Genomic DNA, 17,074 nt, shown 5'->3' with positions numbered 1-17,074 from the left:
ATAGGCTCTCCGTATGACACACTTCGACGGGGACGTCCCCGACCAGTACGACCCGCAAGCCGTCGAAGCGCGGGTCTTCGAGTACTGGGAGGACGTGGACGCCTACGAGGCGACCAAGGACTACCGGGCCGACGGGGAGGATTTCTTCTTCGTCGACGGGCCGCCCTACACCTCCGGGGCCGCCCACATGGGCACGACCTGGAACAAGACGCTGAAGGACGCCCATATCCGCTTCCGGCGGATGCAGGGCTATGACGTGACCGACCGGCCGGGCTATGACATGCACGGCCTGCCCATCGAGACGAAAGTCGAGGAGAAACTGGGCTTCGAGAACAAACAGGACATCCAGGACTTCGGCGAGCAGCGGTTCATCGAGGAGTGCAAGGCCTTCGCCGAGGAGCAACTCGAGGGGCTCCAGTCGGACTTCCAGTCCTTCGGGGTCTGGATGGACTGGGAGAACCCCTACAAGACGGTGAACCCCGAGTACATGGAGTCGGCCTGGTGGGCCTTCGAGCAGGCCCACGAGCGGGGGCTCGTCGAGCAGGGCCAGCGCTCGATCAACCAGTGTCCCCGGTGTGAGACCGCTATCGCCAACAACGAGGTCGAGTACGAGGAGGTCGCAGACCCCTCGATCTACGTGAAATTCCCGCTCTCGGATCGGGACGGCTCCCTTGTTATCTGGACGACCACGCCCTGGACGATCCCCGCGAACACCTTCATCGCCGTCTCGCCCGAACTCACGTACGCCGAAGTCGCCGCCACCAAAGACGGGGACCGCGAGACCCTCTACGTCGAGGAGTCCCTCGTCGAGTCCGTCCTCGAAGCCGGTCGCTACACCGACTACGAGATCCAGGCGACCTACGAGGGCGAGGAACTGGTCGGCTGGGAGTACGACCATCCGTTGCGCGAGGAAGTACCCGCGGCCCCGGACTTCGAGGGCGCGGGACAGGTCTACACCGCGGACTACGTCGAAGCCGAGGACACCGGGCTGGTTCACTCCGCGCCCGGGCACGGTGAGGTCGACTTCGAACGCGGCCAGGAACTCGGGCTGGAGGTGTTCTGTCCGGTCGGCGAGGACGGGGTCTTCACGGAGCAGGCCGGAACCTACGCCGGCGAGTACGTCAAGGACGCCGACGAGCAGATCATCGCCGACCTCGATCGGACGGGCCACCTGCTCGCCCGGGAGACCGAACACCACTCCTACGGGCACTGCTGGCGGTGTGACACCCCGATCATCCAGATCGTGACCGACCAGTGGTACATCACGATCACCGACGTGAAGGAGGACCTGCTCGCGAACATCGAGGCGACCGAGTGGCACCCCGACTGGGCCCGTGACAGCCGGTTCCGTGACTTCGTCGCGGAGGCTCCGGACTGGAACGTCTCCCGACAGCGCTACTGGGGGATTCCGATCCCGATCTGGACCCCCGAGGGCTGGGACGGCGATATGGACGACGTGCTGGTGATCGGCACGCGCGAGGAGCTGGCTCGGCGGGCCGATCAGGAGGTCGATCCCGAATCGGTCGACCTGCACAAGGGCACGGTCGACGATCTCACGATCACGGAAGACGGGCGGACCTACACCCGTGTCCCGGACGTCTTCGACGTGTGGCTGGACTCCTCTGTGGCCTCCTGGGGCACGCTCTCCTACCCCTCCGAAACCGAGGCCTTCGAGGACCTCTGGCCGGCGGATCTCATCATGGAGGCCCACGACCAGACGCGGGGCTGGTTCTGGTCGCAACTCGGGATGGGCACCGCCGCGATGGACCAGGTCCCCTACGAGGAGGTGTTGATGCACGGACACGCGTTGATGCCCGACGGCCGGGCGATGTCCAAGTCCAAGAACATCACCGTCGAGCCGGGTGAGGTCATGGACGAGTACGGCGCTGACCCGATGCGAATGTTCCTGCTCTCGGTCACTCCGCAGGGCGAGGACATGCGATTCTCCTGGGAGGCGACCGAGACGATGCAGCGGGACCTCAACATCCTCTGGAACGCCTTCCGCTTCCCGCTGCCGTACATGGAGATGGACGACATCGACCCGATGGCCCTCTCCCCGGCCGAGGAGTCCCTGGAGCGCATCGACCGCTGGCTGCTCTCCCGCCTGCAGGCCGTCGAGGAGACGGCCGACGCGGCCTGGGCGGACTTTGAACAGCACCGGGCCCTCGATGCGATTCTCGACTTCGTCGTCGAGGACGTCTCGCGGTACTACATCCAGGTGGTCCGCGAGCGCATGTGGGAGACCGAGGACACCGCCTCCAAGCGGGCGGCCTACGCGACCCTCTCGGCGGTCCTTCGGGAGTCCATCGCCCTGCTCGCGCCCTACGCCCCATTCATCACCGAGGAGCTCTACCAGCGGCTGACCGGTGCTGATGGCCTCACCTCCGTCCACATGCTCGACTGGCCCGAACCCGACCCCGACCTGCGCGATGAATCCCTGGAGGCGGCCATCGAGCACGTCCGACAGATCGAGGAGGCCGGCTCCCGGGCGCGCCAGGATGCGGGGCGAAAGCTCCGGTGGCCGGTCACCCGGATCGTCGTCGACGCCACCGAGGACGCCGTCGTGGACACCCTCGCCGACTACGACGACCTGCTCGCCGAGCGGCTGAACGCCCGCCGGATCGAGGTCGTCGAACCCGGCGCGGACTGGGCGGAACTCGCCTACACCGCGACCGCGGACATGAGCGAACTCGGCCCGGCCTTCGGCGACCAGGCCCACGCGGTGATGGAGGCACTGAACGCGGCCCGGGTCGACGAACCCGACATCTCGGCCCTGGAAGCGGCCGTCGAGGCCGAGTTGGGCGAGTCGGTCTCGCTCACCGAGTCGATGGTCTCCTTCGAGGAAGTCCCGCCGGAGTCGGTCGCCGGAACCGACTTCGAGGGCGGTCGGGTGTACGTCGACGCCACGCTCACCGAGGACGTCGAGAGCGAGGGGTATGCCCGCGAGATCATTCGTCGCGCACAGGAGATGCGCAAGGACCTCGACCTGGCGATGGACGCCGAAGTGGCCCTGGAGATCGTGATTTACGACGAGCGGATCGGCCAGCTCGTCGCTCGCCACGAGGACCTGATCGCCGAGGAGGTCAGAGCGGTCGAAATCGGTGAGGTTGAGGACGGCCAGCGGGAGACCTGGGAGGTCGAAGGAATTCAGATCGAACTGGCGATCGACCCGGTCTAGAGCTTTTCGGCGATCGCCGGCGCAACACTGACTGCGGTGACTGCTCGTTCGATCGTGTCGGTGCCATACACTGCTTCGACGCCCGCGTTCGCGAGTTTCGTCCGTGCGCTGTCAGCCAGCAGGGGATGGACGGTCGCGACGAACACCCGGTCCGGGTCCGCACCGAGTGCGCCGATGGCTGCGCTCATCGTCCCGCCGGTGGCGACGATGTCGTCGACGACGACCAGATCACGACCGGCCACGTCGAGGTTGGCCGGCTGGATCTCGACGGCTCCGGTCTCCCGGTCGCGGTGTTTCTCGAAGGCGTCGGTCTCGCCCCGGCCGTAGGCGTCTCGGACAGTCGCCGCGAGGTCGATCGCGCCCTGGTCGGGCGCGAGGAAGATCGGATCGCTGAGATTCTCGGGTAGCGGTTCGGCCAGCCGACCTGACGCGTCGATTACCGTCGTGGGGACGGTGAAAAACTCCTGGATCGCTGGTTCGTGCGGGCAGACGGTCAGGACCCGGTCGGTGCCGGTGCTGATCGCGCGGGCCATCGCGCGCGCCGAGACGGGCTGGCCGGTCTCGAAGGCCTCGTCCTGGCGGGCATAGCCCATGTAGGGGATGACGGTGATGACCTCGGTTGCCCCGGCCTCCCGGACGGCGTCCTGGAGCTGGAGCAACTGGATATGTGCGTCACTGGTCTCCGTGGCGGCGACGATGATGGCTCGCCCGTCCTGTTCGGGGACCTGCACGAGCTGTTCGCCGTCTGGGAACCGTCGATACTCGACCTCGGCCAGTCGTTCGCCGAGGGCGGCGGCGAGTTCGGTGGCGACTTCCTGGGAACTGCTGCCGGGAACGATCATGTTCGAGCGGTCGGGGCCGGTCGGCATACGCGTTTCTCTCCGGGTTTCACAACCGCTTTGGTCGCTCGCCGCAACGAGCCGGTATGCAGGTATTCGGGTCGAGTGGCACCCGTGGGCGGGTGACAGAGGAGCTGACCCCCGAGTTCGTGCTCCGGGTGGCGGCCGCGGCGGGCACCGTCTGGGGGGCCGACCGCGTCGCACTCGGCCGGGACACGCGACTGACCGGGCCGATGCTCGAAAACGCCGCCGCGAGCGGCCTCGCGAGTGTCGGCGCGGACGTGGACCGTCTCGGCGTGGTTCCTACGCCGGCACTGCAGGCCTACGCCGCGGCCGAAGGGGTCCCGGCGGTCATGGTGACGGCCTCGCACAACCCGCCGCCGTACAACGGGATCAAACTCGTCGGCGCGGACGGCGTCGAACTCTCGATCGAACGGCTCGAAGCCATCGAATCGGTGCTGCTCGACGGCAGTCAGGCTGACGCCGCCTGGGATCGAACGGGCACGGATCGACGGATCGAGGGCGCCAGGCGTCGCTATCGCGAGGAACTGCTCGCGGCGGTCGACCACGAGGCCATCGCTGGGGCCGATCTCACGGTGGCTCTGGACCCGGGGCACGGGGCCGGCGCACTCACGAGTCCCGATTTCTTCCGCGAACTGGGTTGTTCGGTCCGGACGGTCAACGCCCACCCGGACGGCCACTTCCCCGGTCGTGATCCCGAACCGGTCGCCGAGAACTTGGGCGATCTGGGCGATCTCGTCAGGGCTACCGACGCCGATGTGGGGATCGCCCACGACGGGGACGCCGATCGAGCCATCTTCTTCGACGAGCACGGGGAGTACATCGAGGGCGACGCGACCCTCGCGGCGCTCGCCGACGCGGCCCTCGAACCGGGAGATGTCACCGTCTCGGCGGTCAACGTCTCCCAGCGTCTGGTCGACGTGGCCGAGTCCTCGGGGGCGGACCTCGAACTCACGCCCATCGGAAGCACCCAGATCATGACCCGCATCCGCGAGTTGCAGTCCGCCGGCGAGACGGTCCCAGTCGCGGGGGAGGGCAACGGCGGCGTGATCTTCCCGGCGTATCGTATCAACCGGGACGGTGCCTACACGGCGGCTCGTTTCCTCTCATTGCTGGTCGATCGACCCGCGAGCGAGGTCGTCGAGCCCTACGACGGCTACGCGAACGTCCGGGAGAACGTCCACTACGCGGACGAGGCCGAGCGGGCGACCCTCGTGGAGGCCGCGGGCGAGTGGGCCCGGAACGTCGAGGGTGAGGTGAGCACGATCGATGGGTATCGCGTCGACTTCGGCGACGCGTGGGTGCTGGCCCGACCCAGCGGCACCGAACCGGTGGTCCGGGTCTACGCGGAGGCCAGAGCGGTGTCCCGGGCGCGGGAGCTGGCCGACCGGCTGGTGGCGGTCCTCGAAGCCGCGGCCGGTGAGTAAAAGGTCACGCGTCCCGAACGCCGAGGTGATCCGCCCGAGAGTCGGCCGATCCAGTGATCCACATGAGCCACGAATCCGAGAAGACCTACAGCGAGAGCGTGGAGATGTACCTCAAGGAGATCTATCTCTTGTCACGGGACGGCGATCCGGCCTCGACGGGGGCCATCGCCGACCGACTGGGCGTCTCGCCGCCAAGCGTGACCGACCGACTCAACCACCTCACAGAACTGGGGCTGGTGACCTACGAGAAACACCGGGGGGCCTCGCTCACGGAGCGGGGGACCGAGGAGGCGGTGGCGCTGCTGCGCAAGCACTGTCGCATCGAGCGCTTTCTCGTCCAGGAGCTGGGGGTCACCGAGGGCTTCCACGAGGAGGCCTGCCGGCTTGAGCACGCCCTGAGCGACGAGGTCGCGGCTCGCCTGGATCGGTTCGTCGACCTCCCCGATGACTGTCCGGACTGTTATGACCCCGAGGCCCAGCACTGCACGCACCTCTCGCCCTGAGAATGCCAAGGGCTATCACGGTCGACCCCCAGAATCGGGTATGAGTCCCACACTTCCCTCCCGGAAGATGACGATCGTCCTCCTGGGAATCCTCGCGGTCGGATTCGTCGTCACGACGACTCGACTGGGCACGATGGCCGAGAACCTGCTCTATGTCGGGTACATGGCTACCATGCCGGTCCTGTTCGGGGCCGTCGTTCTCGGGGGTGTGTACTTCGGCGTGCGACATCTTTTGGCCTCCTGAGGCCAGAAGACCCAAGCAGGTGGCCCCCGATGAGGGGGTATGGACTGGGACGCGATCCGACAACTCTTGCCCCACTACCTGGCGCTCATCGTCATCCTGACGGTCCTGTTGACTGCCCTGCAGATGGTCTGGCCCGGTGCGAGTATCTGGGTCCAGATCGGCGTGGCGGTCCTGCTGGGATTGGCCTACCCCACGGCCGTTCGCTATTTCGGGCTGGCACCTGACCCCTGGCAATAGTGATTTGCTGACCCACTTCGAACTTTTCACCTAGTATTTGACAGGTAACGAACCCGAAGTCGAGGACAGCCGTCCGACGCACGTGCGCCAAGTTAGGGCTGCACTTACCCGCATTCTTAAGTTAATTCCCGGTTAATGTAGTGGTAAGCGTCGGTCTATCCGGCCCATCCTTCGGGTATCTTTGATCGGCACCCAGGGGGGTCGTCGCCGACGTACACAAACCATGATGGACACAATTCGTAACAAACTGGACGACCGTGGCGTGTCGCCAGTGATCGGCGTCATTCTGATGGTGGCGATCACGGTGATCCTGGCCGCGGTTATCGGGAGTTTCGTGCTGGGAATGGGGGAGAACGTGAGTGAACCGGCTCAAGCGAGTATTGGGTTCGAAGAAAAGAATAGTACGGCTGTAACGATCAACCACAATGGTGGCGATTCGCTGGAGAATGCGACAGTAAATGCTAGGGTTGACGGTGATTCCCACACATTTAGTGAATTGAATTTGGATCCTGGCCAATCTCAAACGATAAACGCTTCAGAGTTTGACACCACTCCAACTTTCTCTGACTCTGAAGTCGAGTTTATCGTTACAAAGGATAGCCAAACCGTGGGAACTGGGACCGTGGAATTCAGTTCCTGAAGTTAAGGGGATCTTTATCACTCAATTCTCGTTCCTTTTTGCTTTAGGTTATTAGGGGTCTACTTCTAAACTAATCAGTTAATATTGTGAATTTATATGGGGGCTGAAATGAGCACCACCAAATTCCACCCCGTAACCCCCACCCCAACGATCGCGAACCCGACTGGAATCGCGATCGCCTGTTCGTCCGGCAGCACGCGCCAGACGAGATAACTCCCGCTCAGTAACACCACCTTCAACAGCAACATTGCCCCAACGCCGTGACTCGCGATCTGGGTCGCCAGAAAGGCGTTCACCTCCGTGACGCCCGTGGTGGAAATCCCGATGGCCGTCGTGATGACGTCCCCGGCGAGGAAAAAGCAGAGCGTGAGGACCCAGGCCCACCGGTGGACGGCCGGGTTCGCGGCCGAGAGGGCTGTGGGCCAGCGGGACATGGTCCGCATTTCGAGTGGCCTGGTATTTAGTTCTCGTCGGCTTTTCAGACGTGGCTGTGAAATTTGCGGTGCCACTTAACGAGGGGTGAAACCGAGCCAATCCGCGAAGTCACCGATACGTTTCGTGAGTAACTCCCGGTATTTTCCCGAAGTGATCGTCGCCAGCGAGGACTGGCTCGTCCCGCTCCATCGCTGTGGCAGCGATCACTGCATCTCCCTTGCCGATTCCTGGTCCGTCCCCCTGGTTGGTGGCGGCCATTCGCTCTCCGAGAAGGCGGCCAGCGCGCCGCGAGATGCTTGGCGTCTGATCAACCAACGGATAGGATTCGAGGATCGCTTCGACTCGTTGCCGTTCCTCGTGCGTATTCGCTACCTTCCCGACGCCGATGTAAAGTTCCAGGACGGTCATCGTCGGGATCACCAGCGGGATGCTTTCGGCTTCGAGCGTGCGCGCCTTCTCGACAGCGGCCGCTTCGTCGTCGATGATATCGAGGATGAAGCTGGTATCGACGATCATTCGAACCGGTCTGTGATGTTTCGAACCTCGTCGCGGTCTTCCTGGTCGGCGGCCTCGACGGCGTCGCGCATTTCGTTCACCTCCTCCGTGTCGAAGATGCCACGGAGATCTCGAAGCGATCGACCACCGATTAGGCGTTCGACGGCGTCACTGAACGACTCATCGGCGCGTTTGTTTGCCTTGATGTGTTCGTACACGTCATCGGCAAGGCGGATCTGGTGTGACATCTCTTTGTTGACAGCGTTGACGCCAAGGAGTAATCAAGGTTTGGACGAGATATCAGTCTCAAAGCCTGGCTACTGTTTCACTCGTGGTCTTTCCTCAACACGGGCGTTGGAAGAGGTCCGTTGCGAGGGATTTCAACAGCGCCTTCTCGCCAACGGATCAAAATTTGCTAACAGTTAGCATCCGCCGAGCGAAGCGAGGCGGTTCACTCGTCGCGAACGGAGTGAGCGACGAGCTTTTTTGGTGGAGATTTTTCGAGGAGTGGTGCGCGAAGCGCACCCGACGATGAAAAAGGTCCATGGGACCGCCGTCGTTTCGCTTCGCTCCACGACGAGGCCTCTGTTTCTCCTCACTTTGTTCGTCGAAAAGTGGGTGGAGTTGCATCCGCCGAGCGGAGCGAGGCGGTTCACTCGGAGCGAACGCAGTGAGCGACGAGCTTTTTTGGTGGAGATTTTTCGAGGAGTGGTGCGCGAAGCGCACCCGACGATGAAAAAGGTCCATGGGACCGCCGTCGTTCCGCTTCGCTCCACGACGAGGCCCCTGTTTCTCCTCACTGCGTTCGTCGAAACGGGGGCCGCCCGGATTTGAACCAGCGCAAACCTCGCTCGTCCCTCGCTCGGTTTCCTGGGTTCAAATCCGGGATGGTCCCACCACGACCGCGAATCCACGACTTCGGACACGCTACGCGGTCCTCGTCGGTGGATGTCGGAAAAGTGGGACCGCCCGGATTTGAACCGGGGTCACGAGCACCCAAAGCTCGAAGGATACCAAGCTACCCTACGGTCCCTTGCCCGCATTACTCCGGGTGGCCAAAAGAGGGTTTCGCTCCAGCCGGGCAAAATCGGGTGAACTCGGCGCCAATCGCCCAAACCGACGATAGACACTTTCCCCCGGGACACCTTGACTGAGCCATGGCGACTCCCATCGAACTCGGCTTGCTGCTCGCGGTCGCGGTCGCCGTGATCGCGGCCTACCTGGTGCTCCGCGCGCTGAAACCCTTCATCATCAACGCCGTCCTGGGACTGTTGGTCCTGCTGGTTGCGGGCGTCCTCGGGTTCGAGGTGGCAATCACGCCAATCGTCGTCCTGGTCGTGGCCATCGGCGGGATTCCCGGGGCAATCTTGGTGCTGCTGCTCGCGTACTTCGGGATCCTGTTCGGCCCCGCTGCGGCCGGCCTTGCGTTCCTCTAAGTTTCCTCGTCGAGCAGTTCGAGATCCGCGACGATGTCGTAGGGGTCAGTCCCCTTGCGGACGTGATCCAGGATCGTGAACGCCGCGTCGGGCTGGAGGAAGTGAGTGGTGACCGCCCGACCCAGCGGGGTCGGCTCCAGGCCGTCGATGAACCCGTACTCGATGAGCTTCGAGAGGGCCTGCTTCGTGGGAATCTCCCCGAGCATCCGGTCGTTGAGTCGCTTTGCGGCCGACCCGCCGACCGTGACGTTCGCCAGCGTCTCCGCGATGGCGGCGTCAGCGTCGTAGTGAGCCACCACGTCCTCCATCTCGCCTTTGAGGAGGGTAAACGCGACCTCGTCCTCCGTGCGCTCCATCGACCCGTGGTAGACGGCGTCGGGTTCGACCAGGAGATAGACCCGACCGCGGTCGTGGTAGTCGGGGCGGCCCGCCCGGCCGAGCATCTGCTCGAACTCCTGGACCGAGAGCCACTCGATGCCCATCGCCAGCGAGTCGAAGATCACCTGGGAGGCCGGGAAGTCCACCCCCGCGGCCAGGGCGGCGGTGGTCACGACGGCCGCCAGATCCTGATCGGCGAACTCCCGCTCGACCTGCTTGCGCTTGCCGTAATCCAGGCCCGCGTGGTAGGGCGCGGAGGCGTAATCCAGCCGGCGGCTGATCTCGTGACAGCGCCGCCGGGAGTTGGTGAAGATGATCGTCTGGCCGTGATACCCCATCGAGGAGGTGTGATCGAACTCCCGCCGGACGAGTTTGTTCTCGATCCGGGGTTTCTCCTGGTTGTCGGCGAAGGTGACGTGGCGCTCGATCGGGACTGGGCGCTCCTCGAACTCGATCGGTGTCGCCTCCAGTACCTCGCCCAGTTTGCCCACGTTCCCGACCGTCGCCGAGAGGTAGATCCACTGGGTGTCCCCCGCGCCCCGTGCTCGGGTCTCGGTGTAGTGTTTGAGCCGCGAGATGAGCCCGTCGAGGCGGTGGCCCCGTTCGGGGTCCTGGAGCATGTGGACCTCGTCGATGACGACGGTGCCGATGTTGCCCAGGTCACGCCCCGTCCGCAGGGCGTGGTCGATGCCCTCGTAGGTGCCGACGATGATGTCCGCGTCGGGTTCGAAGGCGATGCCGTCCTCGCGGATCCGACTCGCGCCGACCCGGATCGTCACGTCGGCCAGGTGGCCGTAGTCGGCCTCGAAGTCCTCCTCCTTCTGGTTGGCCAGGGCCACGAGCGGAACCAGAAAGAGCATCTTTCCCTTCCCTTTGAGCAGCCGGTCGACGCCGGCCAGCTCGCCCACGAGGGTCTTGCCCGTCGCGGTCGCCGAGACCACGAGCTGGTCCTCGCCGCCGAGTAACCCGTTTTCGACGGCCAGGCTCTGTACCGGCAGCAGCGTGTCGAACCGGCCTTCGAGAATGTTCTGTAGGTCGGGATGCAGATCCAGGTCTGTGACCGGCACGTCCTCGATGTCCTCGGTCGTCGCCGAGATCTCGTCGAACTTCGTCAGGTCGGGATCGAGTTCGCCCTGGAGGAGATCGACGATCCGATCGAGGTCCCCGACCTCGAAGAGGAGCTCTTCGAGGCGGGCCTCGGCGGCCCCGGAGAATCCCCCGGAGAAGGAGAGTTCACGCTCCAGTTCGCGGACCGCACACTCCCGACAGATGTACTCGCTCCCGGATTTGACCGCGGTGTCGGTGGTGATCGGGGAGTAACGCCACTGATTCGAACAGAGTCGACAGGTTCGGACGGCCTTGGCGTCCAGTTGATAGCCGTCCAGCATCTCCTCCAGTTCCGCCCGTCCGCGGGCGGAGGTCTGTTGGGAGATGCGAATGCGCTCTGCGCGCCGGGCGATCTCGACGAACTCTTCGGGGGCCCGGGGCTCCTCGTCGTGGTCGCCCTTGATGCGAAAGCGGGCTGGGCGGGGGCCGGCGGCGGTTTCCTTCAGGTCGAGTGTCGCCCGGAACAGCCGCTCGCCGTCCCGCTGGGCGACCACGAGGTAGTCGCCCTGGCGTTCGTGGAGGAACAGCGTCTCGACGTGTGTTGCCTGCCGGGACACGGCCCGGCCTACGGAGTCGGGGGTATTTCAGCACCTCGGCTCTACTCGACCAGCTGGATCTCGTCCTCGCCGTTCGGCACGGCACAGATGAACGCGGCCTGGGTGTCCCCGGTGTTTCGGTACCAGTGGACCGTTCCAGCGGGGATCAGGAGTGAATCGCCGGGTCCGATCTCGTACTCGGTGTCGGTGCCGTCCTCGCGCAGACCGACGACGTACTCGCCCTCGAGGACGTACTGCTCGTGTTCGACCGCGTTCGTGTGCTTCGGGACGGTCTCACCCGGGTCGAGGGTGAACCGTCGCATGCGGAAGTTGGGGGCGTCCTGGGCCGCACCGATTAGAACGCCCTTCTTGAGGCCGTCGGCAGCGGACTGGGGTTCGTACTCGATCTCTTCGGGGTGTCTGATGACTGGTTCCGGCATAGCCCTGCATTTGTCGGCGAGGACTATACCAGCATTGGTATTTAACCGCACGCGCCGTGAATACTGGGGTATGCGCAGCTTCAAGATTGGGAGTGCCTTCGGCATCCCGGTCAAACTGAACATCACGTTTCTCCTCGTGTTGCCGATTTTCGCGTGGCTCATCGGCTCGCAGGTTGGCGAGCTGGTCGCGCTCCTCAACCAGCTCTGGGGGCTCGAGCTCGACGCGGCGGTCCTCACGGCGGGCTCGATGCCCGCGCTCGTTGGTATGGCAGCCGCCATCGGGCTCTTTGCCGGCGTGCTCCTCCACGAGTTCGGCCACGCGCTCGTGGCGATGCATTATGGCTTTCCGATCGAGTCGATCACGCTCTGGTTTCTGGGCGGCATCGCCCAGCTCTCCGAGCAGCCCGAGGACTGGCGAACCGAACTGCTGATCGCCATCGCCGGCCCGATCGTAAGTGTCGGGCTGGGTGTGGGCCTCTGGATCGTGCTCGTGTTGCTCCCGATGGGCCCGGACGTGCTCCTCTTCCTGTTGGCCTACCTGGCGCTGATCAACATCGCGCTGGCGGTCTTCAACATGCTTCCGGGCTTCCCGATGGACGGAGGTCGGGTCCTCCGGGCGCTTTTGGCCCGCAAGCGTTCGTTTGCCCGCGCGACCCGACTGGCCGCTGAAGTCGGCAAGGGCGTGGCGATCCTCATGGGAATCGCCGGACTGTTCGGTGGGAACATCATCCTCATCGGTATCGCCTTTTTCATCTACATCGGCGCTGCCGGGGAGTCCCAGCAGACCACGCTCAAGGCGGCGTTCGAGGGTGTGACGGTGGCGGACATCATGACCCCTGCCGAATCGGTCTCGACGGTGGAGCCCGAAACGACGGTGGCCGACCTCGTCGAGAAGATGTTCCGCGAGCGTCATACTGGCTTCCCGGTCGAACGGAGCGAGGAGATCGTCGGCGTGGTGACTCTTTCGGATGCCCGGCAGATCGATCCCGTCGAGCGGGACGCCCATCGGGTCGCGGACGTGATGACGACCGACCTCCACTCGGTCGAGGTGCACGCGAACGCGGCGACGGCCCTCGAACGCATGCAGCAGGAGAAGATCGGGCGGCTACTGGTCGTCGACGACCACAACGAACTGGCCGGCCTCATCTCGCGGACCGACCTGATGACGGCCTTCGAAATCATCAAGTCCAGTGGCGGAAACCCGAGTCAGCGCGGTGCGGCGGTCAAAGAGCGATTCGCCGAAGAGTCTCCAGAGGCTCCACGCTGGTGATCGATCACTCCGCGCCCGGGAGGGTGATTTCGACGATGCTCCCGCGTGGCGCTCGCTCCTGGAAGTTGAGCGTTCCCTGGGATTCGCTGACGACGTGGTTTACCAGCCAGAGTCCCAATCCGCTCCCGTGTATGAGAGGCGTGATTTCCGCGCCTTCGAGCACCTGCCGGTCCATCTCGGGGATGCCGGGGCCGTTGTCCGCGACCCGCAGCGTCACACGCTTGCCGTCCCGAACCGCCCGCACCTCGATTTCGGGTGTTCGGTCCGTCGTGTGGATGATGGCGTTCTCGATGACCTCGTGAATGGCGTCCTCGATACAGGGAGTCGTGACGGCGCGCAGTTGGGCTGGCACATCGAGGTTGATCCGGGCCGTGGGATGGTTCGCTCGCAGGTTCTCGACGACGGTCTCGACGATTTGGCCGACGTCGGTGACCCGCCGTGGTTCCCGACGTTCGAGGAGTTCGACGATCTGCCGTTCCTTGTCGGCGAGTTCGACTAACGTCTCCCCGGCGGCCTCGATCCGACGGGCGGCGGCCGCGATCTCGCCCTCGGCCGTGTTCGCGATGGTTTCGGCGTGACCGAGGACGACGTTCATCTCGTTGTGCAGGTTGTGCCGTAGCACCCGGTCGAAGACCTGGAGCTGTCGCTCCCGCTCTCGAATGCCGGTCACGTCCCGACAGATCGCGACCGTGCCGTCGATCTCGCCGTCCTCGTCGTAGTGTGGGTAGCGGGTCGTCCGGAAGGTCCGATTCCCGCGGTTCGGAAAGCTCGGCTCGACCTCGTAGGTCCGTGGTTCGTTGCCGTGGATCACTTCGGCTTTGTGGCGTGCGATCTCGGTGGCCGTCTGTTCGTCCATGAACGCGAACTCGTCCTGTCCATAGAGGGCCTCGGCGGACATGTTGGCGTACTCGGTCAGCGTCTCGTTGATGACCTGGAAGTTCCCGGCCCGGTCCTGGAGCATGATCGGGTCCTCGATGCGCTGGACGATCTCCTCGAAGGTCGCCAGATCCGTCTCTAACTCCTGATCGTGGAGGGCCAGCCCGAGGTCCCCGGCCAACTCTTCGAGCAGGTCGACCTCCCGATCGGTGGGGGGCTGGCCCGGCGGAAAGTGAACGGTGAGGATGCCATACCGACGATCGTCGTGGCTGATCGCGATCGCCACGCCGCTGTGGGACTCGGTGTCCGGCTCATGCTGCTGGAAGGGGGGCTGTGTCACGTCGTCCATCCGGAGCGTTCCGGCCTCGAAGACGGCCTCGATGTAGGCCTCGGAGTGGAGGCGTTCTATCTCGGGGGTGGCGATATCGCTGCCTTCCTGGCAGAGGAACTCGATTTCGTTCCCCTCGACGAGCGCGAGAAACGTGCAGCCGAACAGGTCACTAGTGGCCAGCACGTCGACGATCTCGGGCAGGATCTCCTCGTCCGGCCCGGCCCTGACCAGCTCGTGGTTGACCGCCGAGACGACCCGCCGGTACTCGGAGAGTCGCTTGATCTCGTCCAGATTCGCCTGCCGTTCGGTCACGTCTCGGATGGCCGAAACGACCCCGACGATCTCGCCTTTCTGGTCCTCCATGGGCGACATCGAGGACTCGATCGCCCGGCGCTCGCCGTCGGCTCGCACCCGTTTCATCCCGTACTGGACCCGTTCGCCCTGGAGGACGCGATCGAACCGCGGCTGCAATTCCGTGTAGTCCGATTCGCCGAGGACCGACTGGAGTGGCGTCCCCGCGACGGCTCCTCGTTCGAGTCCGTGGAACTCTCGGTACTGCGCGTTCGCGAACAGGAGCCGCCCTTCGGTGTCGGCCGCTGCGAGCATGTCCGTCGCCCCCTCGACGGCGTACTCGTACTGCCTGCTTCGACCCAGTTCGTTGTGCTCTTGCTTGTCCTGGCTCCCGGCCGACTGGAAGAGACTCCCGAGTCGCCAGGCGAGTTCGTTCGGCTCGATCGGCAGCACCAGCACGTCGTCGATCGGCTCGGATCTCGGCTCGGGGATGTTCCGTGTGCCGGATTGTGACTCGGAGACGAGCAGGAGCGTCGGTCGGGATTCGAAGCCTGCGGCCTCGCGTTTTGCTTCGAGTTCCGGCCGTCGATTCGCAAGTTCCGTTTCGTCGACCACCAGCAGGTCGAACGATCCCTCCAGATCCGAGTCTGGTTCGACGAGCCCAAACCGCTCCGTCGATTCGACCGCCGCTTCGAGGGCTGTCCGCACCCCCTCGTCCCCGACCAGCGGATAGATTTGTGTCGGGGTTCCCCCTCCCGATTGATTCATATGAGTCCTCTCTCGGCCGTTCTGTGACGGTTCTGCTGTCCACCGGGAGGGTCTCCTGGCCCGGGGGTGTGGCCCCGTTCGTCACGGAATCGCCGACGTGGCTCGTGATCCATGGCAGCTAATGTCCCATCGTTCTTGGTCGGCGGTTTGAATAAGGGTTGCGTGACGGGCCGGAAATCGCCTACCAGCGGCAGATTCTGTTCCCGGCGACTGTTCCACTCCTCGCTTTGCTCGTCGGGAAATCCGGGTGCGAGAATTGAACCCGATGGCGAGACTCGATTCTGCTCGTCTCGCGTGATTCAATCTCGCACTTCGGCTTGCACATCGCCGATCGAACGGTTCGCGGCGGTCCTGACGGACCAGCCGCTCACCGGTTCGAGTGTACTGAGAAGGTCCGGGTGCGAGAATTGAACCGAATGAAGGCGTGCTCGCTCGCATTCGCTCGCTGTGCGCGCCTTCCCGGGTTCAATTCTCTCCCAGAACGCTCTCACCGCTCACGCATTCGCCCGGCTCCTGACGGAGCACGGGCTCGTGTATTGTTCGCGAAAGAAGGTCCGGGTGCGAGAATTGAACCCGCGTCTCAGCCTCCACAAGGCTGAAGGATAGTCCACTACCCTAACCCGGACACGGCTGAACGCAAGGGGTTCGCGCCCAAATACGTTACGAAAGGTCGGGGGCTCCCGACACGCTTTTGGCCCGCTCTCGGCTACGGCGAACTACGCGTGGCCATCACGGACAAGATCTACGTGAAAAATCACCGCCAACTGGCCTCTCAGCTCGAGGTCTCCTTCCCGAAATCGGCCTTCTCGGGGGCGACCCTCGACCTGCTCTTCCAGGGCGAACTGGAGAAACTCGACGAGGCAAACCGGGAGCGAGTGCTGGACTTCGCCGAGGACTTTCTCGACTGTTCCTGTCAGTCAAACCCCTATTGTGGGCACCCAGAGCGGAAGTTCATCCGCTATCTCCTCGATCTGCGGGCGCGAAAACTCGATCCCGAATCGATCGTCGACGTGATGACCGATGACTACATGCTCTATGCGTATCCGGGCGATATCTACTCGTTTCTCGACGACGCGGTCCGGAACCTCGAAGCCGTCGAGGAGATCGCCCGGGTCGACGGGCGAGAGAAACAGGCCCAACTGGCGGCCCAGCGCAAACACGAACTGCTCTGATCAGCCGATCTGGTAGCGGTCGGGTTCTTGCTCCGACCCGAACTCCTCGTCGAGGTCCTCTAGCTGGACGACCTCCTCGACTGTATCGCCCTCCTCGACCCGCTTCTGGAGGCGGGTGATGTACTCTTTGTGTTCCTGGAGCTGATCGCGGAGGTGCTGGGCCTCCAGTTCCAGACGCTCGTGCTCCCGAACGAAGCTCTTGGGGACCTCCACCCGTGGGGGGAACTCCTCGGCGTCGGTCTCCCGGACCTCGTTCTCCGGGACGACCCGCACTTTCCCCTCGTGAGCGACGAGTTGATCGACGTAGTCCCGAAAGACCGCAGAGAGGGAGATGTCACGCTCCTCCGCGATGTCCCGGAGCGCCTGGAAGGCCTCCTCGCTGACCCGGAAGGAGATCGTCTTGTTCTTCTTCCCCATGCGGATGACTATCGTGCCTGGCTCCTTAAGGGT

17 protein-coding genes and 2 tRNA genes are annotated in these 17,074 nt (G+C 64.2%); 9 read left to right on the top strand and 10 right to left on the bottom strand.

Annotation, left to right across the window (positions count from 1 at the left end; genetic code table 11):
* Positions 1-13 precede the first annotated feature (13 nt).
* Positions 14-3,178, top strand: coding sequence for an isoleucine--tRNA ligase (gene ileS, locus RH831_RS02550; protein ID WP_310552696.1), 3,165 nt, complete (start codon positions 14-16; stop codon positions 3,176-3,178).
* On the opposite strand, the gene prs is transcribed toward ileS, so the two are convergent.
* The gene (gene prs, locus RH831_RS02545) at positions 3,175-4,020 is read right to left on the bottom strand and encodes a ribose-phosphate diphosphokinase (protein WP_310554130.1); all 846 of its coding nucleotides are present in this window, start codon (positions 4,018-4,020) and stop codon (positions 3,175-3,177) included. The genes ileS and prs overlap by 4 nt on opposite strands.
* 83 nt (positions 4,021-4,103) lie before the next feature.
* Between prs and glmM the strand changes: the two genes are divergently transcribed.
* The 5 genes from glmM (at position 4,104) to RH831_RS02520 (ending at position 7,089) form a co-directional block, all read left to right on the top strand.
* On the top strand, positions 4,104-5,465 hold the full coding sequence (glmM, locus tag RH831_RS02540; RefSeq protein ID WP_310552695.1) for a phosphoglucosamine mutase: 1,362 nt from the start codon (positions 4,104-4,106) through the stop codon (positions 5,463-5,465).
* 62 nt (positions 5,466-5,527) lie between these two features.
* Positions 5,528-5,968: a metal-dependent transcriptional regulator gene (locus RH831_RS02535; protein ID WP_071932514.1), complete on the top strand. Its 441-nt coding sequence runs from the start codon at positions 5,528-5,530 to the stop codon at positions 5,966-5,968.
* A 40-nt stretch (positions 5,969-6,008) separates the two neighbouring features.
* On the top strand, positions 6,009-6,212 hold the full coding sequence (locus RH831_RS02530) for a hypothetical protein (RefSeq protein WP_071932515.1): 204 nt from the start codon (positions 6,009-6,011) through the stop codon (positions 6,210-6,212).
* A 39-nt stretch (positions 6,213-6,251) separates the two neighbouring features.
* Positions 6,252-6,449 (top strand): hypothetical protein, encoded by a 198-nt coding sequence (locus tag RH831_RS02525; protein ID WP_071932516.1) that lies wholly within the window; start codon positions 6,252-6,254, stop codon positions 6,447-6,449.
* Between the two features lie 223 nt (positions 6,450-6,672).
* Positions 6,673-7,089 carry a type IV pilin N-terminal domain-containing protein gene (locus tag RH831_RS02520; protein WP_310552694.1) on the top strand — a complete coding sequence of 139 codons (417 nt, stop codon included), beginning with the start codon at positions 6,673-6,675 and terminating at the stop codon, positions 7,087-7,089.
* Positions 7,090-7,181: 92 nt separating this feature from the next.
* On the opposite strand, the gene RH831_RS02515 is transcribed toward RH831_RS02520, so the two are convergent.
* The 4 genes from RH831_RS02515 to RH831_RS02500 form a co-directional block, all read right to left on the bottom strand.
* Positions 7,182-7,523: a DUF5658 family protein gene (locus RH831_RS02515; RefSeq protein ID WP_310552693.1), complete on the bottom strand. Its 342-nt coding sequence runs from the start codon at positions 7,521-7,523 to the stop codon at positions 7,182-7,184.
* A gap of 109 nt (positions 7,524-7,632) precedes the next feature.
* Positions 7,633-8,040 carry a PIN domain-containing protein gene (locus tag RH831_RS02510; RefSeq protein WP_310552692.1) on the bottom strand — a complete coding sequence of 136 codons (408 nt, stop codon included), beginning with the start codon at positions 8,038-8,040 and terminating at the stop codon, positions 7,633-7,635.
* Positions 8,037-8,267, bottom strand: a complete 231-nt coding sequence (locus RH831_RS02505) for an antitoxin VapB family protein (protein WP_070364093.1) — start codon at positions 8,265-8,267, stop codon at positions 8,037-8,039. Before RH831_RS02505 ends, RH831_RS02510 begins: the two co-directional genes overlap by 4 nt.
* Positions 8,268-8,979: 712 nt before the next feature.
* Positions 8,980-9,052, bottom strand: a tRNA-Pro gene (locus RH831_RS02500).
* 124 nt (positions 9,053-9,176) lie between these two features.
* Here RH831_RS02500 and RH831_RS02495 point away from each other — a divergent pair.
* On the top strand, positions 9,177-9,455 hold the full coding sequence (locus tag RH831_RS02495; protein WP_310552691.1) for a pro-sigmaK processing inhibitor BofA family protein: 279 nt from the start codon (positions 9,177-9,179) through the stop codon (positions 9,453-9,455).
* Here RH831_RS02495 and RH831_RS02490 read toward each other — a convergent pair.
* Both RH831_RS02490 and RH831_RS02485 read right to left on the bottom strand, forming a co-directional pair.
* Entirely contained in the window at positions 9,452-11,497 is a 2,046-nt protein-coding gene (locus RH831_RS02490) for a DEAD/DEAH box helicase (protein ID WP_310552690.1), read from the bottom strand. The two genes, RH831_RS02495 and RH831_RS02490, sit on opposite strands and share 4 nt — an antisense overlap.
* Before the next feature lie 41 nt (positions 11,498-11,538).
* Complete coding sequence (locus tag RH831_RS02485) at positions 11,539-11,916, bottom strand: cupin domain-containing protein (protein WP_310552689.1); 378 nt, start codon at positions 11,914-11,916, stop codon at positions 11,539-11,541.
* A gap of 70 nt (positions 11,917-11,986) precedes the next feature.
* Between RH831_RS02485 and RH831_RS02480 the strand changes: the two genes are divergently transcribed.
* On the top strand, positions 11,987-13,186 hold the full coding sequence (locus tag RH831_RS02480; RefSeq protein WP_310552688.1) for a CBS domain-containing protein: 1,200 nt from the start codon (positions 11,987-11,989) through the stop codon (positions 13,184-13,186).
* A gap of 4 nt (positions 13,187-13,190) precedes the next feature.
* Here RH831_RS02480 and RH831_RS02475 read toward each other — a convergent pair whose 3' ends face one another.
* Positions 13,191-15,452: a PAS domain-containing protein gene (locus tag RH831_RS02475; RefSeq protein WP_310552687.1), complete on the bottom strand. Its 2,262-nt coding sequence runs from the start codon at positions 15,450-15,452 to the stop codon at positions 13,191-13,193.
* A 552-nt stretch (positions 15,453-16,004) separates the two neighbouring features.
* A tRNA-His gene (locus RH831_RS02470) sits at positions 16,005-16,077 on the bottom strand.
* Between the two features lie 97 nt (positions 16,078-16,174).
* Between RH831_RS02470 and RH831_RS02465 the strand changes: the two genes are divergently transcribed.
* The gene (locus RH831_RS02465; RefSeq protein ID WP_310552686.1) at positions 16,175-16,624 is read left to right on the top strand and encodes a DUF5814 domain-containing protein; all 450 of its coding nucleotides are present in this window, start codon (positions 16,175-16,177) and stop codon (positions 16,622-16,624) included.
* Here the strand turns inward: RH831_RS02465 and RH831_RS02460 are convergent, their stop codons facing one another.
* Positions 16,625-17,041 (bottom strand): CopG family transcriptional regulator, encoded by a 417-nt coding sequence (locus RH831_RS02460; RefSeq protein WP_310552685.1) that lies wholly within the window; start codon positions 17,039-17,041, stop codon positions 16,625-16,627. It abuts the gene before it with no gap.
* Positions 17,042-17,074: the final 33 nt, after the last annotated feature.

Origin of the sequence: Halodesulfurarchaeum sp. HSR-GB (assembly GCF_031432215.1) — an archaeon.
Taxonomy (GTDB): Archaea; Halobacteriota; Halobacteria; order Halobacteriales; family Halobacteriaceae; genus Halodesulfurarchaeum.
Note: the sequence above shows the minus strand (reverse complement) of the source record. Positions and strands in the feature narration are given on the sequence as shown.